Below are 23,342 nucleotides of genomic sequence, written 5' to 3'. Positions count from 1 at the left end.
GGCATGACAGGCCGCGTGCTCGTCCTCGGATCCCTCAACGTGGATTCGACGAGCTATGTCGCCGAGTTCCCGGCTCCCGGTGAGACGGTCTCGAGCACGGGCTACGCCGTCGCGCTCGGGGGCAAGGGCACGAACCAGGCCATCGCCGCGCATCTGGCGGGAGCATCAGTCGACCTGGTCGCCCGGGTGGGCACCGACGCTGCGGCGACCTTCGCGCTCGAGACCGTGCGCGGGTTCGGGGTCGCGCTCGACGCGGTCGACCGGGTTCCGGATGCCGCGACCGGCGTCGCGCAGATCACCGTGGCGGCATCGGGCGAGAACACCGTCATCGTCTCGGCCGGGGCGAACGCCACAGTCACGGCCGCCGCTGTCGAGGCCCACCGCTCGGACATCGACGCAGCCGACGTCACGCTCACCCAGGGCGAACTGCCGGCAGAGGCCGTCGAGCGGCTCGCGTCCCTGAGCGCCGAGGTCGGCACCCGCTTCATTCTCAACCTCGCTCCGCCGGTCGCGATCACCGACGAGGCCCTCGCCGTCTGCGACCCACTGGTCGTGAACCAGCACGAGGCCATCGCCCTGGGGATCGGCACCGCCGAGACGAGCGGACTGGACGACTGGCGCGCCATCGCCGAGTCCGTCGCCGGTGAACGCTGCCGGTCGATCGTCGTCACGCTCGGCGCCGAGGGTGCCGTGTCCGCTGCTGGATCGGGCTCAGCCAGCGTCGAGGACTCCGAGAGCCCGCTCGCTTCGCAGTGCCGGGCACCGAAGGTGACCGCCGTCGACAGCACGGGAGCCGGCGACTGCTTCACGGGCACCCTCGCGGCCTTCCTCTCGGAGGGCCGCCCGCTCGGCGAGGCCGTCGCCATCGCCGTGGCGGCCGGTGCCCTCTCGGTCACCTCCCGCGGCACGGTGGGCTCCTATGCGCCCCGAGCCGAGCTGCTGGCCTTCGCCGTGGGATCGGGGCTCGCGTGACCGATCGCATCCCGGTGATCGTCGATTGCGATCCGGGCCACGACGACGTCTTCGCGCTCTGGCTGGCGGCAGGCAGCCCCCTCCTCGACCTGCGGGCCGTCACCGCCGTCGGTGGCAACGGCACCCTGGTCCACACGGAGCGCAACGCCCGCATCGCCCTCGGGGTCGCCGGGGTGACGGATGTGCCGGTGGCTGCCGGTGCCGACCGGCCCCTCGCGCGCGAACTGGCCACGGCCGAGTGGATCCACGGCGAGAACGGGCTCGGCGGCCCCGTGCTGCCGGAGCCCGTCGTGGCTCTCGATCATCGGCCGGCCGTCGACCTCATGGCCGACGTGATCACGGCATCCGTCGATCCCGTGGCGATCATCGCGACCGGGCCCATCACCAACGTCGCCATCCTGCTGCGCGATCGCCCCGACCTGGCTGTCGGCATCCGCGAGATCGTCTGGATGGGCGGATCGACGGGGCGAGGCAATGTGACTCCAGCGGCGGAATTCAACGCCTGGGTCGACCCCGAGGCACTCGCCATCGTGCTCGACAGCGGAGTGCGCTTCACCATGGTGGGGCTGAACGTCACCCACGACGCCCTCGTCACCGCCGAGGTGCGACAGCGACTGGCCGCCATCGGCAACGGCACTGCCGCATTCGGCGCCGAGCTGCTCGACTTCTTCTGCGCCACCAACGACGCCGTGTTCGGTCTGCCGGACGGCCCGCTGCACGATCCGGTGGCCGTCGCCGTGCTGGCTGCTCCGGATGCCGTCGCCACCGTGTTCACCCGGCTCGACGTCGAGGTCGCCGGCGTTCACACGGCGGGCGCGACCCTCGTCGACCTCGACGGCATGCTGGGGCGCGCCGCCAACGCCCATGTCGCCGTCGGCCTCGACGTGCCGCGGTTCTGGGACGCGCTCGAGGACGCGATCACTCGTCTGGCCTGAGCCGGCCGGGACCGGCCCCCACCAACGATCGGGGACGAAGGCTGCGTACGCTGGTGTGATGAGCCAGACTCCAGCCTCCGTCTCCCTCGGCCTCGCCGGTGCCCTCGACCGAGCCGTCATCCAGGAGCTCGCTGTGGCGGCGGAGGCCGCCGGACTGCACGCTCTGTGGCTGAACGACACGCCTGACGGCGATGCCATCGTCGGGCTCGCCGCAGCGGCCGAGGTCACCGATCGCCTGGTGCTGGCGACAGGGGTGCTTCCCTTCGACAGGCGCCCGGCATCCGTCATCGCCGACAGGGTGCGCGAGCTGGCACTGCCGCAGCACCGGCTCGTGCTCGGCGTCGGATCGGGAGGTGCCAGGCGCCCGCTGGCGCTCGTTCGGCCTGAGCTCGACGAGCTGCAGCGCAGCGTCGATGCGCCCGTGCTGCTCGGTGCGCTGGGTCCGAAGATGCGCGAGCTGGCGGCGACCCTCGCCTCGGGCGCGCTGCTCAGCTGGCTGCCGCCGGAGGTTGCCTCTGACACGGCCGCCGCGTTGCGGGAGACGGCGACGGATGCAGCCAGTCCGCGTCCGCGTGCCGTTCTCTACGCGCGCGGCATCGTCGACGCCGACGCCACGGCGGCTCTCGCCGAGGAGTCTGCGCGCTACGCGTCCTACCCGAGCTACTCCGCCAACTTCGAACGGCTTGGGATCAGTGCGCGCGACACCACCATCACGGGGACGACGCCGGAGCGGCTGCAGGAGCGCCTGGACTCGTACAGGTCAGGAGTCGACGAGCTCGTCTTCAGGGCCATCACGGCCGACGGATCGACGCCGGCGTACCGGCGGATCATCGACGCGCTGGCCGTCGCCGCCCGCTGAGGCGCCCGCTCGCCGAGGGCCGAGCGGAGCGACCGCCCGAAGCGCCCATGGTGTTGGCTCGTCCGGCGCGCTTCGAACGCCGACTTCGTCGGGTCCTCAGCGAGCGTGACGCGCTACACCTCGGTCTCGAACGGTTCCTTCTCGACCAGTTCGTGCACACCGCTGAGGATCTCGTCGGGCCGGAACGGGTACCGGTTGATCTCGGCCTCGTCGCTGATGCCCGTCATCACGAGGATGGTGTGCAGGCCGGCCTCGATGCCGGCGACGATGTCGGTGTCCATGCGGTCGCCGATCATCGCCGTGTTCTCGGAGTGCGCGCCGATGCGGTTCATGGCAGAACGGAACATCATCGGGTTCGGCTTTCCGACGACGTACGGGTCCTTCCCGGTCGCCTTGGTGATGAGGGCGGCGATGGCTCCCGTCGCAGGCAGGGGCCCGTCGGCACTCGGGCCTGTGGCATCCGGATTCGTCACGATGAAGCGTGATCCGGCGGCGATGAGCCTGATGGCCTTCGTGATGGCCTCGAAGGAGTAGTTGCGGGTCTCGCCCACCACGACGTAGTCGGGCGCCGTCTCGGTCATGATGAAGCCGGCCTCGTGGAGAGCCGTGGTGATGCCGGCCTCCCCGATCACGAACGCCGATCCGCCGGGGATCTGCGAGGCGCAGAAGTCGGCCGTGGCCAGAGCGCTGGTCCAGATGCGCTCCTCGGGAACGATCAGGCCCGAGGCGCGCAGCCGGGCGCTCAGGTCGCGCGGCGTGAAGATCGAGTTGTTCGTGAGCACGAGGTAGGGGGCGTCCTGATCGCGCCACTGCTGCAGCAGGGCGGCGGCTCCGGGAAGGGGCTCGTTCTCATGCACGAGCACGCCGTCCATGTCGGTCAGCCAGCATTCGATCTCGTCACGACGGTGCATGGCACCCAGCCTAGAGCGTCGCAGTCACCGCGTGATCGCCGCTCGAACGGGCACTCCATAGCGCATCGGGTGGCCCCGCGGGAAAGTTTTCGCCATGTGAAGCACTCTTACGCCGCCCGTCACATTGGACTCCCCTTCTGCCCGACATGCTCCATAACCTTGCGGCACTTCGACCGGCATCCCGTCCGGCACCTCGACAGGGACCGGCCCACTCGGCCGGCCCTTCCCCAGGAGCACTCACCTCATGACCAAGACCCGCATCATCCTCGCGCCAGTGGTGGCCGTCGCCGTGACGGCTGCCATCGCCCTCTCCGGCTGCGCAGCGAACACCGCCACGACGCCGGCCGCAGACGCCCAACCCCTCGAGGGCGGCACGATCGTCTACGGCCACCAGCAGGAACCGGCCTGCGTCTTCGGCGGGTGGATCGAGCAGGCGTACCTCAGCTACAACGTGCTCGACAGTCTGGTCTCCCTCGACGAGGACCATCAGGTGGTGCCGTGGCTGGCCGAGAAGTGGTCCGTCTCCGACGACGGCCTGCACTGGACGTTCGACCTCAAGCCCGACGTGAAGTTCACCGACGGCAGCGACCTGACCGCTGAGGTCGTGGCCTACAACTTCGACTACTGGGTGAACGGCGGCGGGAACAGCACCGCGCTCGCCTGGCTCGGCGGGTATTACGAGGGAGCCGAGGCCGTCGACGACCTCACCGTGCAGATCGACCTGACCCAGCCGTATCCGCGTCTGGCCGACAACCTCACCCAGGGATACTTCGGCATCCAGTCCCAGAAGGCACTGACCGAGCGCACCGCGGAGGAGAACTGCGCGGCGCCGATCGGCACCGGAGCCTTCACCGTGGATCACTGGGACCGCGGCCAGGAGATCGTGCTGAAGCGCAACGACGACTACACCTCGCCCCCGGCCAACGCGGAGCACACGGGTCCGGCACTGGTCGACGAGGTGGAGTGGAAGTTCATCGCCGATGCGACGACACGCGTGGCGGCTCTGAAGAGCGGTGAGCTCGACGCCGTCTACGACGTTCCGGCAGTGCAGTGGAAGCCGACCGGCGACGCCGGATTCACCCTCGAGAAGTACGTCACCCCGGGGCGCCCGCAGGTGCTCACCTTCAATACAGCGCAGGGTCCGTTCACCGACGAAGCGGTGCGCCAGGCGTTCGCCTACGCCGTCGATCGCAAGGAGATCGTCGAGTCGATCGGCCGCGGCGTGATCCCCTACGAGGGCAACGGCGGGGTCAGCCAGACCACGCCGGGTTACAGCCAGAAGGCCGCGGACTGGTACACCCAGGACCTCGACAAGGCATCGAACCTGCTCGACGACGCCGGATGGACCGGTACGGACTCCGACGGCTACCGCACCAAGGACGGCGAGACCCTCGAGGTGACGCTGCCCTACTTCACGGGTTCGATCATCACGGCCGACGGCGTCTCGATCCTGCAGGGAGTGCAGGAGCAGGCCAAGGAGTCCGGCTTCAAGGTCGACCTCATCCCCGTGCCCCAGGCCGAGGCGTTCTCCGGCGCCTACAGCAAGCCCGACGAGCGCGACATCTACCCCGGATACTGGACGGCCGTCACCAGCGGCATCCTGCAGATCAACTGGGGTGCCGGCTCCGGCGGGAACCCGAACAACTGGAACGCCTCTTTCACCGACTACCCCGAGCTGCAGGCTCTCATCCTGAAGGCCAACTCGGAGCCGGACCTCGATACGCAGAACGCGCTGTACGAGCAGGCACAGGAGTACATCGCCGAGCACGCCCTCGCCATCGGCGTCTACGACAGGCTCTCGACGCTGGCCGTCTCGCCGAAGCTCAAAGGCGTCTGGCAGGAGCACGCACAGGGAGGACCGACGTTCTATGACGCGTACTTCGTTCAGTGAGACGGATGCCGAGACGGGCGTCCTCCTCGGGTCCGGCGCTCCGCGCAGGGGGCGGGGAGCACCGCGGCTCGTGATCGGCAAGGTGGTGGGCGCCGCGCTCGTCCTGTTCGGCGCCGCCACCGCCGCCTTCTTCGCCCAGGCGTCGCTTCCGGGCGACAGGGCCACGGTGATCCTCAACATCCGAGCCGGACAGGCCGTCGCCCGCACTCCCGAGGAGCTCGCGCCGATCAACGCCGAGTACCACCTGCACGACCCGCTCGTCGTGCAGTACTTCGCCTACCTGCGCGGTCTCGTGCTCGGCGATCTCGGCAACTCATACCAGCAGCACCGCCCGGTCATCGCGATCATCGCCGACCAGCTGGGCGCGACCATCGTGCTCACTCTCACCGCCCTCGTCTTCGCCTGGATCATCATGGTGGTCTGGGTGACCCTCACGGCCGGCAGGGGCGGGGCGTCTCGCGCCATCGGCGGGTTCTTCGACACCGTGGCCGCAGGGCTGCCGCACTACTGGCTCGGGATCATCCTGCTGCTGGTGTTCGCGCTGTCGCTGGGGTGGTTCCCGGTGATCGGAGGTTCCGGGCCCGTCGGGCTGGTGCTTCCCGCCCTGACCCTCGCGATCCCGTTGGCCGGGTTCCTCGGCCAGGCGACGCGCACGGAGTTCGAGCGGGCCCTGGACTCTCCCTTCGTCCTGACGGCACGGATGCGGGGGATGGGCGACGTCGCGATCCGGCTGCGCCACGTGCTGCGGCACGCCGTCCTTCCAGCGGTCACCCTGTCGGGCTGGGCGCTCGGCGCCACCATCTCGGGAGCCGTCGTGGTCGAGGCCGTGTTCGCACGCCCCGGAATCGGTCAGGTCCTGGTCACGGCCGTGAGCAGCCAGGACATGCCCGTCGTCATCGGGATCGTCATGCTCATCGCAGCCTTCTACGTGCTGGCGAACCTTCTCGTCGACATCGCCTACGCCATCATCGACCCGCGTCTGAGGAGGACGGCATGACCGCGACCATCGCAGGGGCCTCGACCCGACCGGCGGCATCCGCTCGACTGGTGCAGCTGCCCTGGGACCTGTTCGCGGCCATCGCCGCCACGGCCGTGTTCGCCGTCGCAGCGCTGTGGCCGGCTCTCCTCGCGACGCAGGGGCCGTTCGCCATGGACCTGGCCGACACGCTCGCACCGCCGTCGTCCGCCCACTGGTTCGGCACCGACGAGTCCGGCCGCGACCTCTACTCGCGAGTCATCTACGGAACGGCGGCGTCGCTCGGCGTCGGTATCGGGGCTGCGCTCGTCAGCCTGACCCTCGCCGTCATCCTCGGCTCGCTGGCTGCGCTCGGCAACAGGCCGACGCGGGCAGCGGTGGGGTGGCTGCTCGAGGTGGCGTTCGCCTTCCCGGCGCTGCTGCTCTCCCTGCTGCTCATCGCCGTGCTCGGTCCGTCGATCCTCACCCTCATCCTGGCGGTGGGAGTCGGTACGGCTCCTGGCTACGCGCGCATGGTGCGCGGCCAGATCCTCAGTGCCCAGGGCGCTCCCTATGTCGAGGCCGCCGTGGCTCTCGGGCATTCCGGGGGCCGGATCCTGCGCCAGCACATCCTGCCGAACTCGCTCCGGCCTCTCGTTGCGGTGTTCGCGCTCTCCATCGGCCAGTCGATCGTCTGGGCGTCGAGCCTCTCGTTCCTCGGCCTCGGCATCGCGCCACCGGCCCCGGAGTGGGGAGCACTGCTCGATGCCGGACGCAGTTACATCACCGTCGCCGGCTGGCTGACGGTGATCCCGGGCCTGGTGATCGTGGTGCTCGCCCTGACCACGACGACGCTCGGCCGTCACCTCCAGTCGTTCCTCGAGAAGGGTGAGAAGTGATGAGTGCCATCACCACGGATGCCGCGGGCGCAGACCTCGCGGCCGAGATCGACAACCTGGCCGGTTTCCGGCCGCGGTTGCGGGTGCGCGACCTCTCCGTCGCGTTCCAGACCACAGCGGGACTGCGGCCCATCGTGCAGGACGTGTCCTTCGACCTGCATCCGGGCCAGTGCGTCGCCATCGTCGGCGAATCCGGGTCGGGCAAGTCGGTCACCGCACGCACGGTGGTCGGCCTGACCGGCCGGGGCGCGCGCGTCTCGGCCGGCGAGCTCTCGCTGCACGACCGCGACGTGGCCGGTCTGTCCGACCGGCAGTGGCAGGCCATCCGGGGCAAGGAGGTCGGCTTCATCCTCCAGGACGCCCTCGTGTCCCTCGACCCGCTCCGACCCGTCGGCGCCGAGATCGCCGAGAGCCTGCGGCTGCACGGCTGGGGCGACGCCGCAGCGCGCACGCGGAAGGTCATCGAGCTGCTGAGTGCCGTGGGCGTTCCGAGACCGGAGCTGCGCGCCCGGCAACGACCGGACCAGCTCTCGGGCGGGCTCCGCCAGCGGGCCCTGATCGCCTCGGCCCTCGCCCTGGACCCGGATGTCGTCATCGCCGACGAACCGACGACGGCGCTCGACGTCACCGTGCAGGCCCAGGTGCTCGCGCTGCTGGAGGAGTCCAAGCGCCGTGGGGCGTCGATCATCCTCATCAGTCACGACCTCTCCGTGGTCGCGCAGCTGGCCGATCACATCCTCGTGATGAAGGACGGCAGGGTGGTGGAGCAGGGTGCTGCGGCAGAACTGCTGGCCTCGCCGCGCGAGGAGTACACCCGAGCGCTCATCGCCGCCGTGCCCGGGGAGGAGACGCGGGGCGGTGCACTCAGCCCGGCAGGGGCAGCCCTGCTCGCCGAGGCGCCGCCGGCCGCCGTGGTCCTGGACGAGGTCGTGCTCTCCGCCCGCGACGTCACCAAACGGTTCAGGTCGTCCGACGGCTCGGTGACGACCGCCGTCGACTCCGTGTCGTTCGACCTCCACCGCGGGGAGACCCTCGGCATCGTCGGTGAGTCCGGCTCCGGGAAGAGCACGACAGGACGCGTCGCCTTGGCTTTGGAGCAGGCCGACGCCGGCACGGTGACCCTGCTCGGTCAGCCGTGGTCGAGCCTGTCGGAGTCCAAGCGCCGCGGGCTGCGTTCGCGCATCTCCGTCGTCTCCCAGGACCCGCTGTCGAGCTTCGACCCGCGCTGGAACGTGGAGCGCATCCTGCTCGACGCGCTGGAGCGCAACGCCTTCCCCAGCGCGTCGGCCCGTGCGGGGCGCATCCGGGAACTGCTCGACCAGGTCGGCCTGCCGCACGCCGTGCTGCGGCGTTTCCCCCTGCGGCTCTCCGGAGGTCAGCGCCAGCGGATCGCCATCGCCAGGGCCCTGGCCGAAGCACCCGACATCATCGTGCTCGACGAGGCGGTCTCGGCCCTCGACGTGACGATCCAGGCTCAGATCCTCGACCTGCTGGTCGTGCTGCAGCGCCAGCACGGTCTGAGCTACCTCTTCATCTCGCACGACCTCGGTGTCATCGCGCACCTGAGTCACCGTGTGCTCGTCATGAAGGACGGCGTCGTGGTCGAGTCCGGCACGCCTGACGAGATCTTCCACCGTCCGCAGGAGCCGTACACCCGCGAGCTCATCGCATCCATCCCCGTCTTCGATCCCCGACCCGCCCAGGAGCAGACCTCATGACCACGCCGCTGCACTTCAACGCCTTCGTGATGAACACGAACTCCCACATCCACCACGGCCAGTGGCGACGCCCCGACGCGGGTCAGGTCGACTTCAACGACGTCAGGCTGTGGATCGACATGGCCAAGAAGCTCGAGGCCGCCAAGTTCGACGCCCTGTTCTTCGCCGACGTGACCGGCGTCTACGGCGACGCGGACGCCGATTTCGACGTGTACATCCGCGAGGGGCTGCAGATCCCGTCGAACGACCCCATCCCGCTCGTGGCTGCGCTCGCCGTGCACACCGAGAGGATCGGACTCGCGCTCACCTCCAACGTGGCCCAGAGTCATCCGTATCAGTTCGCCAGGCAGGTCTCCACCCTCGACCACATCTCGAACGGCCGTATCGCCTGGAACATCGTCACCGGCCTGCAGGACAACGGGGCACGCAACTTCGGTCACCCGCGTCTGACCGATCACGCCGAACGCTACGCGTGGGCCGAGGAGTACGTCGACGTCACCTACAAGCTCTGGGAGGGCTCGTGGGACGACGGGGCGCTCGTGAAGGACCGTGAGCGCGGGGTGTACGGCGACTCCTCGAAGATCCACAAGATCAACCACGAGTCGGAGCGCTACTCGGTGCAGGGTCCGCACCTGCCGTCCCCGTCGCCGCAGCGCACTCCCGTGCTCTACCAGGCCGGATCGAGTGCATCGGGGCGCGACTTCGCCGCCCGCAATGCCGAGGCCGTGTTCCTCATCTCGCCGAGCCCCGAGCTGGCCCGTCAGCAGATCGAGGCGACCCGGTCGCGCGCCGTGGAGTTCGGACGCCGGGGCGAGGACATCAAGTTCTTCCAGGGCCTCTCCTTCGTCATCGGCGACACCGAGGAGGAGGCCCGCGCGAAGGCCGAGGAGTACGAGAAGTACATCAGCATCGAGGGCTACCTCGCCCACTCCGCCCTCGTCGACTCAGATGGCAGGGTCTACGACCCCCAGACGCCGCTGCGAGACGTCGACACCAACACCGCCAAGGGCTTCGGCGAATGGGTCTCGAAGGCCATCACCGACAGGGAACCGATCGTCGCTGACATCGCCCTGCTCATCTCCCGATCGACGCGGCTCGTCGGAACCCCCGAGCAGATCGCCGACGCGCTCGAGGTATGGCAGGCGGCCGGTGTCGACGGCATCAACGTCATCAACTGGGTCATCCCGGGGTCATTCGAGGAGTTCGCCGACAAGGTCCTGCCCGTTCTCCGCGAGCGCGGCCTGGCCCAGAGCGACTACGGCGACGGAGTGACCCTCCGGGACAGGTTGTTCGGCCAGCCGCGCCTGAACGACCGGCATCCGGCGGCGAGGTACCGCGGTGCCTTCGCGCCGGTCGAGGTCGGGGCGTGAGCAGCGCCACCGCCGTCTCCGCACTGGCGGCGGCGCGCAGCAGGCTCGAGCCCGTGTTCGACCGCATCGCAGCGACGGCGACCGAGCACGAGCATGCCGGCACGCGGCCGCACGCCGAGACTGCAGCGCTCGCCCAGGCCGGGTTCGGTGCCCTGCGCATCCCGGTGGAGGACGGGGGCGCGGGGCTGGGCATCGAGGAGTTCTTCGAGCTGCTCGTCGATCTCGGTGCGGCCGACTCCAACCAGCCGCAGATCTGGCGCAACCACATCGCGTTCGTCGAGGACCGCCTCGTCGGGCGAACCGAGCGAGACCGGGAGTGGCGCCGACGGATCGGCGCCGGAGCCGTCATCGGCGGCGCGTGGTCGGAGCTCGGAACCACCAGCATCCTCGGGGAGACGAGACTCGAACGCGTCGACGGCCGCCTGCTGCTGAACGGCGTGAAGTACTACAGCACCGGCTCGATCTACGCCGACTGGATCGGCGTGCTCGCGCTCGCCGAGGATGGCGCGGCGCGGCTGGTGCTCGTCGACGCCCGCTCCCACGGCGTCGAGCTCGTCGACGACTGGGACGGGTTCGGACAGCGCGCCACGGGCAGCGGCACGACGCGACTCCGCGACGTCTCGATCGCCGAGGAGCACGTGCTGGCGTTCACCGATCGCTTCGTCTCCCAGGAGGCCGTGTACCAGCTCGTGCTGCTCGCCGCCCTCGCCGCGATCACCAGGGCCGTGCGCGACGAAGCCGTCGCGGCAGTGACCGCCCGAGCACGTTCCTATCCCCATGGCCTGGCCGAGCGCCCCCGCGACGACGCCCAGGTGCAGCAGGTGGTCGGCCGCATCGCCGCGCTCGCCTTCGTCGCGGAGGCGGCGGTCGGTCGTGCCGCCGCTGTGCTCGACACCGTCTGGGACCGGATCGACGCCGGTGTCGACCCCACCCCGAGCGCCCGTGCCGCTGCCATCGCGGTGTACGAGGCCCAGATCGGTGTGACGGATGCCGCCCTGGCCGCGTCGACCCTGGTCTTCGATGCCCTGGGCTCGTCGGGTGTCGGGCGGCAGCCGGCCCTCGACAGGCACTGGCGGAACGCCCGCACCATCACCTCGCACAATCCGCGCATCTACAAGGAGCGCGTCGTCGGCGACGTCAGGCTCAACCAGGCGGATCCGTTGAACATCTACGCGGTCCCGTCGGTGGATCCGGATGCGAATCCCGCACCAGCGAACACGGAGGCATCGGCATGACCGAGAAGAAGCAGCTCATCCTCAACCTCTTCGAGATGGCGTGCATCAGTCACATCACGCACGGACTGTGGCCGCTCCCCGGCAACAACCGCCACAGGTTCGACGAGCTCGAGTACTGGACCGAGCTCGCCGGGATCCTGGAGGACGGCGGCTTCGACGCCGTGTTCCTCGCCGACGTGATCGGGGCCTACGACGTCTTCCGCGACGGTCCGGAGACTGCCCTGCGTGAGGGGCTGCAGAGCCCGAACATCGACCCGCTGCTGGTCATCCCGGCGATGGCGGCCGTGACCAAGCGCCTCGGCTTCGGCGCCACCTTCTCGACGACCTACGAACCCCCGTTCGCGTTCGCGCGCCGGGCGTCGACCCTGGACCACCTCACGCGGGGCAGGTTCGGCTGGAACATCGTCACCTCCTACCTGCCGAACGCCGCACGCAACTTCGGGCTCGAGGGGGAGATCCCCCATGACCGCCGCTACGAGCTCGCCGACGAGTACCTTGATGTGCTCTACAAGCTGTGGGAGGGCTCGTGGGACGACGGAGCCGTCGTGTACGACCGTGCCCGCGGCATCGCCACCGATCCGTCGAAGGTGCGCTACATCCACCACGTCGGCGAGGCCCATAAGGTCGCGGGACCCCACATCGTGCATCCGTCGCCGCAGCGCACTCCGGTGCTCTTCCAGGCCACAGGGTCGCCGGCGGGAACGGAGTTCGCCGGACGCCATGCCGAGCTCGTGTTCACCGGCGGGCGAACGGCCGAGGACTTCCGCGACAACGTCGCGGGCATGACCGCCGCAGCCGAGCGGCACGGCCGCACCCGCGACGACATCAAGTTCATCGTGCAGGCCGGCGTGATCGTCGGTCGCACGGAGGAGGAGGCGGCCGACAAGTGGCGGCTCTACCGCGAGCACACCAGCCTCGACGGCATCCTCGCGCACGCCAGCCTGCCTGTCGACATCACGACATCACCTCGCGACATCACCGTCGCTGAGGCGATCCGGCGCTCGGGCAGCACGCTCGATCGGCTGCCGTTCCTTCCGGTCGACAAGACCGTCGGCGAGGTGCTCGACGGGCTGCGCGCCGGCCGGGCCGAGCGCTACTTCGTGGTGGGAACCCCCTCGGTGGTGGCCGACGAGATCGAGCGCTGGCTCGACGTGGACGGCGTCGACGGCATCAACCTCCGCCAGTACCACTCGTTCGACACGGCACGGGACTTCGCCGAACTCGTGGTGCCGGAGCTGCGGCGCCGTGGTCGGCTCCCCGACCCCAGCGAGACCGACGAGCGCTCCACCCTGCGGGAGCGGTTGTTCGGACGCGGACCTCGCCTTCCCGACAATCACATCGCCACTCGATACCGGGGCGGGGCCAACCTCGACGTGCCCGTGCCCTCGCTGCGGTTCCCCGAGCCGGCGCTGGCCTGATCCGCCGCGGGGTCTCAGGCGGCGAGCCAGATAGCTTCCCGATCGTCGCCGTCGACCTCGACGGACGTCCCGTCGGCGGCGGCGAGGGTCGTCTCCGACAGGGTCACGACGACTCCCGGCCGGATGCCGCAGGCGGCCAGGCGGCGAAGCAGCAGCGGGTCGCGGTCGCTGATGCGCACCACCGCGCCGGTGTGTCCATCGCGCGCCTCCGAGAGCAGCACCGTCGGCACGCTCACGATGCTGCCGTCCGCCTGCGGGATCGGGTCGCCGTGCGGGTCGCGCGCCGGCCTGCCCAGGTGCGCGTCGATCGCCTCGAGCAGCCTGTCGCTGATCGCATGCTCCAGCACCTCGGCCTCGTCGTGCACGGAATCCCAGCCGTAGCCCATGTCGCTCACCAGCCAGGTCTCGACGAGCCTGTGCCGGCGCACGACCCCGAGGGCTCTTGCGAGACCGGCATCCGTCAGCCGGATCGCGCCGTACGGCTGATGCCGCACGAGTCCCTGGGCGGCCAGCTTCTTCACCATCTCCGTCACGGACGACGGCGCGACGGCGAGTCGTGTGGCCAGAACCGACGGGGTGATGGGCTCCGGCTGCCACTCGGTGTGCGCGTGGATCGTCTTGAGGTAATCCTCGATCGCCGGGGAGGTGGTCGCCATCGTGTTCACACTCTCCGCGTTCAGCCGGTGAAGACGAGCCAGAGCAGCACGCCGTTGAGGGTGACCAGGAAGACGGATGCCGCCACTCCGGCCGCAGTCGTCGCCCAGTGGTTGCGCCACGGGCCGAGAACGCTGGAGCGGGCGGTCAGGATCACGAGCGGGATGAGCGCGAACGGGATGCCGAACGAGAGCACGACCTGACTGAGCACGAGCGCGAGGGTGGGGTCGAAGCCGAGGGCGAGCACCACGAGGGCGGGCACCAGGGTGACGAGGCGGCGGGTGAGGAGCGGGATGCGGGCGTGCAGCAGGCCGGCCATGATCTCGGCGCCGGCGTAGGCGCCGACCGAGGTCGATGCCAGGCCCGATGCGAGCAGGCCGACGGCGAAGAGGGTGGCGATGATGGGGCCGAGCGACGCTCCGATCGCGTCGTAGGCGCCCTCGAGGCTGTCGGTGCCGTCGATGCCGGCGAGGTTGGCGGCGGCCAGCAGCAGGATGCACAGGTTCACGGTGCCCGCGATCGCCATGGCGATCGACACGTCCCACCGGGTGGCCCGGAGCAGGCGCCTGGTGGTGAAGCCACCGCTCGCCGTGCGGGCCGCGTCCCCGCCGAAGCGATCCCGGGAGAGCGCCGAGTGGGCGTAGATGGCGTGGGGCATGATCGTGGCACCGAGGATCGACGCTGCGAGCAGCACCGAACCCGAGTCCTCGAAGCGGGGAACCAGTCCGCCGAGCACGCTCCCGGCATCCGGCGGCGCCAGGAAGACGCCGACGCAGAAGCCGACGGAGATGATGACGACCAAGCCGATGACGATGAACTCGAAGGTACGCGGGCCCCGCCTGCTGTGCACGGCGAGCAGCACCAGCGAGACGATCCCGGTGATCAGACCGCCGACCACGAGGGGGATGTCGAACAGCAGGTTGAGGGCGACGGCACCGCCGATGACCTCGGCGAGGTCGGTGGCCATGGCGACGGCCTCGGCCTGCAGCCAATAGGCGATTCTGGCCGGACGACGACGGATGCGTCTGCCCAGCACCTGGGGCAGGCTCTCGCCGGTGACGATGCCCAGCTTGGCCGAGAGGTACTGGATGAGCCACGCCATGCCGTTGGCGAGCACGACGACCCAGACGAGCAGGTAGCCGTAGCGGGCGCCGGCGGTCATGTTGCTGGCGACGTTGCCCGGATCGAGGTAGGCGACGCCGGCGACGAGGGCCGGGCCCAGGAGCCAGACCACACGCGTTCCGGCGGCCGACCGCTGGGCGCGCGCCGGCGGTGCAGAGGGTTCATGCGGCGTCGTCGCCACGGCATCTTTCGGCACACCGAAACCCTAGTCCGAATTTAGGCGCACCGAAACCGGGCTGCCGGGCGAGTAGCGCGGTGGTTAGCCTTGGGTGTGCCAGAGAACCCGACCGCAGCGCAGGACCACGCAGAGCAGGACCACGCAGAGCCGAACCACGCAGAGCCGAACCCGACGAACGAGCTCAGCACTCACGGCGTCGGCCCGTGGCCCGGCGGCGAGGAGGAGTGGCCGCAGGACGCGCACTTCGACCCGGAGCTGCTGCGCGATGGCGACACCAGGAACGTCATCGATCGCTATCGGTACTGGCGCATGGACGCCATCGTGGCCGATCTCGACCAGCACCGGCATCCGTTCCACGCGGCCATCGAGAACTGGCAGCACGACATGAACATCGGCTCCATCGTGCGCAGCGCCAACGCCTTCGCCGCCGACACCGTGCACATCGTGGGCCGCCGACGCTGGAACAAGCGCGGCGCCATGGTCACCGACCGCTACCAGCACGTGCTGAACCACCCGGATGTCGCCGACCTCGTGGCGTGGGCGCGCGCCCACGACCTGCCCATCATCGCTGTCGACAACGTGCCGGGCTCGGTCTCGATCGAGACCTTCGACTGGCCGGAGCGCTGCATCCTGCTCTTCGGGCAGGAGGGCCCCGGCATGAGCGTCGAGGCGCTGGCCGCAGCGGATGCCGTCGTCGAGATCACCCAGTACGGGTCGACCCGCTCTCTCAACGCCAGCGCCGCTGCCGCCGTGGCCATGCACTCGTGGGTGCTGCAGTGGGGCAGGCGCTGACCTTCGAGCCTCACGCCATTTCGCGGGGCTGCGCGCCACATCAGTTGGCGCAGCGCCCCCGGAAATGGCGCACCGCTGCAGTGGCGGCGCCGCGCCGGCCCTAGTCGGTGCCGAGGTCGAAGGCCGAGCCCTCGTTGACGGCATCCGTCGCGGCCTCGAGATCGGTCTCGGGAGAGCCGGCCAGGATCTCCGACGCCTCGCCCTCCGTGAGGTCTCCGACGAGTGCCGCGGTCGCACCGCCGACGATGCCGAGGTGCGCGTACTGCTCGAGGCGGGCGCGCGAGTCGGCGATGTCCAGGTTGCGCATGGTCAGCTGGCCGATGCGGTCCTCAGGGCCGAAGGCCGCGTCTCCGACACGCTCCATCGAGAGCTTGTCGGGGTGGTAGCTGAGCGAGGGCCCCGTGGTGTTGAGGATGGTGTAGTCGTCGCCGCGACGAAGGCGCAGGGTCACCTCGCCGGTGACGGCCGACGCGACCCACTTGACGATGGACTCCCGCAGCATGAGCGACTGCGGGTCGAGCCAGCGTCCCTCGTACATGAGTCGGCCGAGGCGGCGGCCCTCGTTGTGGTAGTTCGCGATGGTGTCCTCGTTGTGGATCGCGTTGAGCAGGCGCTCGTAGGCGATGTGCAGCAGGGCCATGCCCGGTGCCTCGTAGATGCCCCGGCTCTTGGCCTCGATGATGCGGTTCTCGATCTGGTCGGAGACACCGAGACCGTGGCGGCCGCCGACGCGGTTGGCCTCGAGCACGAGCGCGACGGCGTCTCCGCCGAAGTCGTCGCCGTTGATGGCGACGGGTCGACCCTGCTCGAAGCGCAGGACCACGTCCTCCGTCGCGATCTCGACCTCGGGATCCCAGGAGGCGACGCCCATGATCGGCTCGACGCTCTCGACACCGGTGTCGAGGTGCTCGAGCGTCTTGGCCTCGTGCGTCGCGCCCCAGATGTTGGAGTCGGTCGAGTAGGCCTTCTCCACGGAGTCGCGGTAGGGAAGGTCGCGCTGACTGAGCCACTCGCTCATCTCGGTGCGTCCGCCGAGCTCGGTGACGAAGTCGCGGTCGAGCCACGGCTTGTAGATGCGCAGGCGCGGGTTGGCCATGAGGCCGTAGCGGTAGAACCGCTCGATGTCGTTGCCCTTGTAGGTCGATCCATCGCCCCAGATGTCGACGCCGTCGTCCATCATGGCGCGCACGAGAAGGGTGCCCGTCACAGCACGGCCGAGCGGAGTCGTGTTGAAGTAGGTCTTGCCACCGGAACGGATGTGGAACGCACCGCACTGCAGTGCGACGAGGCCCTCCTCCACCAGCGCGGCGCGGCAGTCGACCAGCCTGGACAGTTCGGCGCCGTACGCGATGGCGCGCCCGGGGACCGCCTCGACGTCGGGCTCGTCCGGCTGGCCGAGGTCTGCGGTGTAGGTGCAGGGCACCGCGCCCTTCTCTCGCATCCAGGCGACGGCCACGGAGGTGTCGAGCCCTCCTGAGAATGCGATGCCGACGCGCTCGCCGACGGGAAGGGAGGTGAGGACCTTGGACATGCCTACGATTTTAGGGCGTCGTGGTGCCTCGCCCTGACCGCTGAGGAATGAACCCCGGTCAGGGGGCATTTACTCGCCTCGGAGTACCATTTCGGCCCGTGCGGAATTCGTTGCGTTTACGGCGCTTTCGTGCGTGAATTGCGCGTGTGACGACGAATTCCGTCGTCAAACCGGACAATGATGACCGGATACAAAGTGAGTGACCCTCATAGTGGGGGTGTTCACGCGCCCCCGGACGGGGCACACTCTTCTCAGACCCGTTGTCACACCGACAACACCCGGGCGAGGTCGTGAAACCCGAATTCCCGACCTCGCACCGGAGGGTCGTTCTGTGTTTAAGGGAGGCTTGCTCCCGACCCTCCGGGGCGCCGCGAAACCCGTGCGATAAGGTGGAGTGTGACCGGAGACATCCCGCCCTTCGTGGCTTCCGCGCCCGACGTGGACGACTCTGACGAACCCCGCACCCCCGCCTCCGAGGTCGATCGCGACCCGGCGGACGACGGCGCCGACGACGTCTCCGAGGCGGGCTCTCCCGTCGCAGAAGAGCGTGGCGCATCCGTCGTCGTCGCGGATGACGAGGTGGTGCGCACCCTCGTCTCCTCGGTTCACCGCGACGCGCTTCCCGGCTTCGTGCTTGCCCATTCGACCTCGCCGCTGGCCTGGGCCGAGCTCGCCGACATCGCCCATTCGGAGGGGCGCGAGGTCGAGGCCTACGCCTACGCCACCGTCGCGCACCGTCGGGGACTCGAGCTGCCCGAAGCAGCCGGCTGGAGTGACGGCGACGCTGTGAGCTGGACGGATGCTCCCAACCAGGCCGTGCTGCGCGCGGCCTATGCGCTGCGCCGCGCCGCCGCCGCCATCGGCCTGGTGTTCGAGGCCGATGCGCTGGGCGAGTTCCTCGCCTCGGCGGATCCCGACGCCGTCGCGCGCATCGAGTCCGAGCACACGGCGACCCAGTTCATCACCATCATCCCGCCCGGAGCGACTGCCCCGGCCACCATGCCTCCGACGGAATCCTTCGTCATTCGAGGAGAGGACTGACACCCATATGCCAGCCATCGTTCTGATCGGAGCCCAGTGGGGCGACGAGGGCAAGGGGAAGGCGACCGACCTGCTCGGTTCGCGCCTCGACTACGTCGTGAAATTCAACGGCGGCAACAATGCCGGCCACACGGTCGTCATCGGCACGGAGAAGTACGCGCTGCACCTCCTGCCCTCCGGCATCCTCAGCCCGAACGTCATCCCCGTGATCGCCAACGGCGTCGTCGTCGACATCGAGGTGCTGTTCGAGGAGCTCGACGCGCTCATCGCCCGCGGCGTCGACGTGTCGAAGCTCAAGGTGAGCGCCAACGCGCACATCATCACGGCCTACCACCGCACCATCGACAAGGTCACCGAGCGGTTCCTCGGCAAGCGCCAGATCGGCACGACGGGCCGGGGCATCGGGCCCGCCTACGCCGACAAGATCAACCGCGTCGGCATCCGGATGCAGGACCTGTTCGACGAGAACATCCTGCGGCAGAAGGTCGAGGGTGCCCTCGACAGCAAGAACCACCTGCTGGTGAAGATCTACAACCGGCGCGCCATCGAGGTGGAGGAGATCGTGCAGGAGTTGCTCGGCTACGCCGAGCGGCTGCGTCCCATGGTCGCCGATACCGCACTGCTGCTGCACCGCGCTCTAGACGAGGGCAAGACCGTGCTCTTCGAGGGTGGCCAGGCCACCATGCTCGACGTCGATCACGGCACCTACCCGTTCGTGACCTCATCGAACGCCACCTCGGGTGGAGCGGTCACGGGCTCGGGAGTCGCGCCGAACCGCATCGATCGCGTCATCGCCGTCATCAAGGCCTACACGACCCGCGTCGGCGCAGGGCCGTTCCCCACCGAGCTGTTCGACGAGTGGGGCGACTTCCTCACCGAGCGGGGCCACGAGTTCGGCACCACCACGGGACGCAAGCGTCGCACCGGCTGGTACGACGCCCCGATCGCCCGGTACTCGGCGCGCATCAACGGCGTCACCGACTTCGTGCTCACCAAGCTCGACGTGCTCACGGGCCTGAGGACGATTCCCGTCTGCGTCGCCTACGACGTCGACGGCGTGCGCCACGACGAGGTTCCGGTCTCGCAGTCTGACTTCCACCACGCCACTCCCATCTACGAGGAGTTCCCCGGCTGGACCGAGGACATCACGACGGCGCGCTCCTTCGAGGACCTGCCGAAGAACGCGCAGGAGTACGTGCTGGCCCTCGAGGCCATGAGCGGTTCACGCATCTCGGTGATCGGCGTCGGCCCCGGCCGCGACGAGATCATCGTGCGTCACGACCTCATCGACTGATCGCCCCGCGCACTCTCCTCGTGAACGGATGCTGATCGCGCTGCCGCTCGCCGTGCTGGCGCTCGGCGGCCTGCTCGCCATCTGGGCGGCTCGGCGCGCTCTGAAGCGCCGCCGTCGGCCTAGCCGATGAGGCTCGGACGGAGATCCCGCAACGTGCGGTGATGCGTCATCCGGGTCACTCCGATCGCGGCGAGAGTGAACGCCCCCACCAGCCAGAGCAGCAGAACGCCGACGTCGCTCCAGGCCGCAGCCGGGTTTCCGCCGTACATCGCCTGTCGCAGGGCGTCGACGACGAAGCCCATCGGCAGAACGTGATGGAGCCCGGCCAGCGGGCTGGGCAGGGTCTGCCAAGGGAAGGTCCCCCCTGCGGTGACCAGCTGCAGCACCATGAGCACGAGACCGAGGAACTGGCCGACACTGCCGAGCCAGACGTTCAGCGCCAGCACGATGGCCGCGAAGGTCGCCGACGCGAGCAGCATGATCCCGAGCATGCCGGCTGGGTTCTCGATCCTGAAGCCCAGCGCCCAGGACAGCACGAGGTAGAGCGACGACATCTGCACGGCGCCGAGCAGAGTCGGCGTGAGCCATCCGGCCAGAGTCACCCGGATCGGCGAGTGCAGGGCGGTGACGGCGCGGCGCGAGACCGGCTTGACGATGAGGAACAGCGCGTAGATGCCGATCCATCCGGCGAGGGCCGCAAAGAACGGCGCGAGACCGGCGCCGTAGCTTCCGGCGCTCGTGACGGCGCCCGTCTCGAGCGTGACGGGGTCGGCGATGTTCGCGGCCTGGGCGGTGCGCGTCGCCTGCGAGCTGTCGGGGATCTGGTCGCGCCCGGCGAGAAGGCCGTCGCGCAGCTCCGCGGCGCCGGACTCGAGGGCCGGCAGCTTGTCGGCGAGCTCGGTGGCGCCCGTGCTCAGCTTCGCGGCGCTGTCGGATGCCGTGGCCGCTCCCGACGCCAGCTGGGCGGCGCCGGACGCCGCCTCGGCGGTCTTGCTCGCGAGCGTCGACGTGCCGTCGGCGAGAGTGCTCGCGCCCGATGCGAGCTGGGCGGAGCCGTCGGCCACCTGCTGGGTTCCGGCCGCGACCTGAGCGGCCCCGGCTGAGAGCTGGTCGATCTGCCCGACGGCACCCTGCACGGTGGCGTTCGCGTCCTGGATCCTGCCGTCGAGCGGATCGAGCAGCGCGAGGGCCTCATCGACCGTCGCCGGGTCTGCTCCGGCGTCGATCAGGCGCTGACGGATGTCGGCCCTGGTCTGCGGCAGGGCCGCGGCGGCGTCTCCCACCGCCGAACCGATCGCGTCGGCCCGTGCGGCGAGCGCGGCGTTGCCGTCGGCCACCTGTGCTGCGCCCGCGGCGGTCTGCGCGGCGCCATCCGAGAGGGTCGCCGACCCCGTCGACAGCTGTGCTGCTCCATCGGCGGCGCTGCCGGCGCCGGCCGAGAGCTGGGCGAGACCGCTCGAGAGGGTGGCCGAACCCGTCGCGAGGGTCGCAGTTCCGGTGGCGAGGGCTGACGCTCCAGCGGCGAGTTGCCCACTTCCGTCCACGGCCGGGGCTGCGCCGTCCGCCAGCTGCGACGCACCGTCGGCAGCCTCGGCGAGCTTGCCCCGGATCTCGGAGAGGGAGTCGAGGAAGGTGATCGCCGCGTTCTTGCCGACTGTCCTCACGATCTGGGTCTGGATCGTCTTCACCGCCTGCTCGCCGATGGTGCTGGCCAGGTAGCTGTTGGCGTCGTTGGTGCTGAGCACCACCTCGGCCTTGCGCGGTTCATCCGTCGACGATGACTCGAGGTCGGTGGTGAAGTCCGCCGGGAAGGTGACGCTGAAGTCGTAGGTGCCGTTCGCGACCCCGGCCTCTGCGGCCTGGCTGGAGACCTCGTGCCAGTCGAAGGTGCCGGCCTCGATGAGGTTGTCGGCCACGTCGTCGCCCTTGTTGCCGTCAGCGGCGCCGGTGTCGTCGACGACGAGGGCCACGGGCACCTCTGAGAGCTTGGCATAGGGGTCCTGATTGGCCCAGAGGTACAGGCCGCCGTAGATGACGGGAACGCACACCAAGGCGATCAGGGCGATGACGGACATGCGCGATGAGGTGAGGCGCCGGAGTTCGGCTGCGATCATCTGCGGAACCTTCATGCCGCACCTCCTTCTGTCGGTCGTGATTCTGTCGGTCGTGACTCCGGTGTCGGGGAATCGGATGTCGGGGATCCGGCTGTCGGGGACTCAGGCACCCGCGGCTCGGATGGCGGTGGTTCGATCGGCTGGGCTTCGCTCTCGAGCCTGGCGAGCAGACCCTCGGCGCCGATCGCGGCCGCTGAGGCGTCACCGGCGATGACCAGCACCGCGTAGCCCCGAGCGGCGAGGGCCCGAGCGATGCGCCACCACTCGAGCGGATCGCCGCCGTGCCGGTCCGGTGCTGCGATCACGAGGCCCTCGACTCCGTCGCGCAGGACGGCGAGCTCGGTGAGCAGTCGCACGCGCACGGAGGGGGGCAGGTCGGCCATGCTCGTCCTGGCGTAGTCGCCGAGCTCGAGTTGCGCGAGGGTGAGCATCGCATCCCGGCGGCTTCCAGGAAGCCCGGCGAACATCAGTTCCTCCATGACGACGCCCGTCACGGTGACGTCGGCTGCTGGGTCGCTCACGTCGGGGGCATCGACCAGCGCCACCCTTGTCCGCAGTGCTGCATTGTCGGCGACGCCGTCGATGAGCACGCGCCCGGTGTCCGGCCGCATCCGCCCAGAGGCCATGAGGCCGAGCACCGTGGGGCGACGCTCCGTCTCGGCGCGGGCGAGAGTGGCGACGTCGGTCTCGAATCGCACGGTGGTCTCGGGCAATGACGAGCCGTTGCGGCCCTTGCTCACGCCGATGAGCTCGATCTTCATGCTTGCGCGTCCTCGGGGAGGGGGTGGTGGAGTTCCGGGGTTGAATCGATGAGCTGGTTCGCCTCGCGCGCCGACAATCCGGCCGTCGACAGGGCGATGAGCATGACGACCCGATGACCGTCGTCACGGGTGAAGCCGCTCTCCGTCGCCTCGACGAGCACGGCGATGGCGGCCTGCTCGATCAGGCGGCTGAGGGAAGCCGGCGGGATGTCGTCGCGGATGCTCCCGGATGCCGCCCCCGCTGTCACGATCGCCAAGAGCCGGGATCGCACCGGCGCGAGAGCCTCGCCCACGACGGCGAGCGACGGGCCACGCACCGCGAGGCTCGCCAGCACGCGCACCTGCTCGACGGCGTCCCAGAGGCGTGCGCCGAGCAGGGCGAGTGCGACCCGGGCGTCGGCCCTGTCGACATCCATCGTCGCGGCGGCCAGGCGCACGGCTCCGCGCTCGACGGACGCCGCCACGAGTTCCTCGCGGTTGGCGAAGTGGCCGTAGACGGCGCGCCTGCTGAGACCCGCTGCAGCAGCGATGGCCTCGAGCGACGCATCGGGATCGGAGCCCAGGACGGTCGTCGCTGCATCGAGCAGGGCGGAGCGATTCTCTTCGGCGTCTCGCCGGGGAGCCCGGCGGGCGCCCACAGCGGCGGAGGTCATGGCTCCAGTGTAATAACTTGCACAACGGTGTGCAAGTTA

Annotated in this window: 20 protein-coding genes; 13 read left to right on the top strand and 7 right to left on the bottom strand. The window is 69.7% G+C overall.

Going from position 1 to position 23,342, the window contains the following annotated elements; translation table 11 throughout:
* Positions 1 to 3 precede the first annotated feature (3 nt).
* The 3 genes from ASC59_RS12015 to ASC59_RS12005 are packed head-to-tail and all read left to right on the top strand — an operon-like array spanning position 4 to position 2,766.
* Complete coding sequence (locus ASC59_RS12015; protein WP_055823379.1) at positions 4 to 972, top strand: ribokinase; 969 nt, start codon at positions 4 to 6, stop codon at positions 970 to 972.
* Positions 969 to 1,907, top strand: a complete 939-nt coding sequence (locus tag ASC59_RS12010) for a nucleoside hydrolase (protein WP_055823376.1) — start codon at positions 969 to 971, stop codon at positions 1,905 to 1,907. The genes ASC59_RS12015 and ASC59_RS12010 overlap by 4 nt, the downstream gene beginning before the upstream one ends.
* A 58-nt stretch (positions 1,908 to 1,965) precedes the next feature.
* Complete coding sequence (locus ASC59_RS12005; RefSeq protein ID WP_055823373.1) at positions 1,966 to 2,766, top strand: LLM class flavin-dependent oxidoreductase; 801 nt, start codon at positions 1,966 to 1,968, stop codon at positions 2,764 to 2,766.
* A 113-nt stretch (positions 2,767 to 2,879) separates the two neighbouring features.
* Here the strand turns inward: ASC59_RS12005 and ASC59_RS12000 are convergent, their stop codons facing one another.
* Complete coding sequence (locus ASC59_RS12000) at positions 2,880 to 3,677, bottom strand: HAD-IIA family hydrolase (protein WP_055823371.1); 798 nt, start codon at positions 3,675 to 3,677, stop codon at positions 2,880 to 2,882.
* 244 nt (positions 3,678 to 3,921) lie between these two features.
* On the opposite strand from ASC59_RS12000, the gene ASC59_RS11995 reads away from it, so the two are divergent.
* The 7 genes from ASC59_RS11995 to ASC59_RS11965 are packed head-to-tail and all read left to right on the top strand — an operon-like array spanning position 3,922 to position 13,163.
* The gene (locus tag ASC59_RS11995; RefSeq protein ID WP_055823368.1) at positions 3,922 to 5,568 is read left to right on the top strand and encodes an ABC transporter substrate-binding protein; all 1,647 of its coding nucleotides are present in this window, start codon (positions 3,922 to 3,924) and stop codon (positions 5,566 to 5,568) included.
* Positions 5,546 to 6,565 carry an ABC transporter permease gene (locus ASC59_RS11990; protein ID WP_055823365.1) on the top strand — a complete coding sequence of 340 codons (1,020 nt, stop codon included), beginning with the start codon at positions 5,546 to 5,548 and terminating at the stop codon, positions 6,563 to 6,565. Before ASC59_RS11995 ends, ASC59_RS11990 begins: the two co-directional genes overlap by 23 nt.
* Positions 6,562 to 7,422 carry an ABC transporter permease gene (locus ASC59_RS11985; RefSeq protein WP_055823362.1) on the top strand — a complete coding sequence of 287 codons (861 nt, stop codon included), beginning with the start codon at positions 6,562 to 6,564 and terminating at the stop codon, positions 7,420 to 7,422. Before ASC59_RS11990 ends, ASC59_RS11985 begins: the two co-directional genes overlap by 4 nt.
* Positions 7,422 to 9,140: a dipeptide ABC transporter ATP-binding protein gene (locus ASC59_RS11980; protein WP_082513646.1), complete on the top strand. Its 1,719-nt coding sequence runs from the start codon at positions 7,422 to 7,424 to the stop codon at positions 9,138 to 9,140. The genes ASC59_RS11985 and ASC59_RS11980 overlap by 1 nt, the downstream gene beginning before the upstream one ends.
* Positions 9,137 to 10,510 (top strand): NtaA/DmoA family FMN-dependent monooxygenase, encoded by a 1,374-nt coding sequence (locus tag ASC59_RS11975; RefSeq protein WP_055823359.1) that lies wholly within the window; start codon positions 9,137 to 9,139, stop codon positions 10,508 to 10,510. Before ASC59_RS11980 ends, ASC59_RS11975 begins: the two co-directional genes overlap by 4 nt.
* A complete protein-coding gene (locus tag ASC59_RS11970; RefSeq protein WP_055823356.1) occupies positions 10,507 to 11,745 on the top strand; it encodes an acyl-CoA dehydrogenase family protein in 1,239 nt (412 codons plus the stop codon). Before ASC59_RS11975 ends, ASC59_RS11970 begins: the two co-directional genes overlap by 4 nt.
* Positions 11,742 to 13,163: an NtaA/DmoA family FMN-dependent monooxygenase gene (locus tag ASC59_RS11965; protein ID WP_055823353.1), complete on the top strand. Its 1,422-nt coding sequence runs from the start codon at positions 11,742 to 11,744 to the stop codon at positions 13,161 to 13,163. The genes ASC59_RS11970 and ASC59_RS11965 overlap by 4 nt, the downstream gene beginning before the upstream one ends.
* Before the next feature lie 14 nt (positions 13,164 to 13,177).
* Here ASC59_RS11965 and ASC59_RS11960 read toward each other — a convergent pair whose 3' ends face one another.
* Together ASC59_RS11960 and ASC59_RS11955 are read right to left on the bottom strand one after the other, a co-directional pair.
* Positions 13,178 to 13,819 carry a metal-dependent transcriptional regulator gene (locus ASC59_RS11960; protein ID WP_055825402.1) on the bottom strand — a complete coding sequence of 214 codons (642 nt, stop codon included), beginning with the start codon at positions 13,817 to 13,819 and terminating at the stop codon, positions 13,178 to 13,180.
* Positions 13,820 to 13,839: 20 nt separating this feature from the next.
* On the bottom strand, positions 13,840 to 15,135 hold the full coding sequence (locus ASC59_RS11955; RefSeq protein ID WP_268765491.1) for an Nramp family divalent metal transporter: 1,296 nt from the start codon (positions 15,133 to 15,135) through the stop codon (positions 13,840 to 13,842).
* A gap of 75 nt (positions 15,136 to 15,210) precedes the next feature.
* On the opposite strand from ASC59_RS11955, the gene ASC59_RS11950 reads away from it, so the two are divergent.
* Complete coding sequence (locus ASC59_RS11950; protein WP_055823348.1) at positions 15,211 to 15,909, top strand: TrmH family RNA methyltransferase; 699 nt, start codon at positions 15,211 to 15,213, stop codon at positions 15,907 to 15,909.
* Between the two features lie 100 nt (positions 15,910 to 16,009).
* Here ASC59_RS11950 and argG read toward each other — a convergent pair whose 3' ends face one another.
* A complete protein-coding gene (gene argG, locus ASC59_RS11945) occupies positions 16,010 to 17,440 on the bottom strand; it encodes an argininosuccinate synthase (RefSeq protein ID WP_055823345.1) in 1,431 nt (476 codons plus the stop codon).
* A 396-nt stretch (positions 17,441 to 17,836) separates the two neighbouring features.
* On the opposite strand from argG, the gene ASC59_RS11940 reads away from it, so the two are divergent.
* Complete coding sequence (locus ASC59_RS11940) at positions 17,837 to 18,481, top strand: DUF3151 family protein (RefSeq protein ID WP_055823343.1); 645 nt, start codon at positions 17,837 to 17,839, stop codon at positions 18,479 to 18,481.
* Positions 18,482 to 18,488: 7 nt separating this feature from the next.
* A complete protein-coding gene (locus tag ASC59_RS11935; protein WP_055823339.1) occupies positions 18,489 to 19,775 on the top strand; it encodes an adenylosuccinate synthase in 1,287 nt (428 codons plus the stop codon).
* Positions 19,776 to 19,894: 119 nt separating this feature from the next.
* On the opposite strand, the gene ASC59_RS11930 is transcribed toward ASC59_RS11935, so the two are convergent.
* From ASC59_RS11930 to ASC59_RS11920, 3 genes are read right to left on the bottom strand one after another with little or no spacing between them, the layout of a single operon-like run.
* Complete coding sequence (locus ASC59_RS11930; RefSeq protein ID WP_055823336.1) at positions 19,895 to 21,904, bottom strand: YhgE/Pip domain-containing protein; 2,010 nt, start codon at positions 21,902 to 21,904, stop codon at positions 19,895 to 19,897.
* A complete protein-coding gene (locus tag ASC59_RS11925) occupies positions 21,901 to 22,650 on the bottom strand; it encodes a hypothetical protein (RefSeq protein WP_200942394.1) in 750 nt (249 codons plus the stop codon). The genes ASC59_RS11930 and ASC59_RS11925 overlap by 4 nt, the downstream gene beginning before the upstream one ends.
* The gene (locus tag ASC59_RS11920; protein WP_055823334.1) at positions 22,647 to 23,303 is read right to left on the bottom strand and encodes a TetR/AcrR family transcriptional regulator; all 657 of its coding nucleotides are present in this window, start codon (positions 23,301 to 23,303) and stop codon (positions 22,647 to 22,649) included. Before ASC59_RS11920 ends, ASC59_RS11925 begins: the two co-directional genes overlap by 4 nt.
* Positions 23,304 to 23,342: the final 39 nt, after the last annotated feature.

The organism is Leifsonia sp. Root1293 (assembly GCF_001425325.1).
In the GTDB taxonomy this organism is placed as follows: Bacteria; Actinomycetota; Actinomycetes; order Actinomycetales; family Microbacteriaceae; genus Orlajensenia.
The sequence above is the reverse complement of the archived record's forward strand: the minus strand, read 5'-3'. Positions and strand labels throughout refer to the sequence as shown.

Coding starts and splice junctions, on each gene's coding strand:
- ASC59_RS12015 (WP_055823379.1), top strand. CDS start 4: ATGACAGGCCGCGTGCTCGTCCTCGGATCCCTCAACGTGGATTCGACG.
- ASC59_RS12005 (WP_055823373.1), top strand. CDS start 1,966: ATGAGCCAGACTCCAGCCTCCGTCTCCCTCGGCCTCGCCGGTGCCCTC.
- ASC59_RS12000 (WP_055823371.1), bottom strand. CDS start 3,677: ATGCACCGTCGTGACGAGATCGAATGCTGGCTGACCGACATGGACGGC.
- ASC59_RS11995 (WP_055823368.1), top strand. CDS start 3,922: ATGACCAAGACCCGCATCATCCTCGCGCCAGTGGTGGCCGTCGCCGTG.
- ASC59_RS11990 (WP_055823365.1), top strand. CDS start 5,546: ATGACGCGTACTTCGTTCAGTGAGACGGATGCCGAGACGGGCGTCCTC.
- ASC59_RS11985 (WP_055823362.1), top strand. CDS start 6,562: ATGACCGCGACCATCGCAGGGGCCTCGACCCGACCGGCGGCATCCGCT.
- ASC59_RS11980 (WP_082513646.1), top strand. CDS start 7,422: ATGAGTGCCATCACCACGGATGCCGCGGGCGCAGACCTCGCGGCCGAG.
- ASC59_RS11975 (WP_055823359.1), top strand. CDS start 9,137: ATGACCACGCCGCTGCACTTCAACGCCTTCGTGATGAACACGAACTCC.
- ASC59_RS11965 (WP_055823353.1), top strand. CDS start 11,742: ATGACCGAGAAGAAGCAGCTCATCCTCAACCTCTTCGAGATGGCGTGC.
- ASC59_RS11960 (WP_055825402.1), bottom strand. CDS start 13,819: ATGGCGACCACCTCCCCGGCGATCGAGGATTACCTCAAGACGATCCAC.
- argG (WP_055823345.1), bottom strand. CDS start 17,440: ATGTCCAAGGTCCTCACCTCCCTTCCCGTCGGCGAGCGCGTCGGCATC.
- ASC59_RS11935 (WP_055823339.1), top strand. CDS start 18,489: ATGCCAGCCATCGTTCTGATCGGAGCCCAGTGGGGCGACGAGGGCAAG.
- ASC59_RS11930 (WP_055823336.1), bottom strand. CDS start 21,904: ATGAAGGTTCCGCAGATGATCGCAGCCGAACTCCGGCGCCTCACCTCA.
- ASC59_RS11925 (WP_200942394.1), bottom strand. CDS start 22,650: ATGAAGATCGAGCTCATCGGCGTGAGCAAGGGCCGCAACGGCTCGTCA.
- ASC59_RS11920 (WP_055823334.1), bottom strand. CDS start 23,303: ATGACCTCCGCCGCTGTGGGCGCCCGCCGGGCTCCCCGGCGAGACGCC.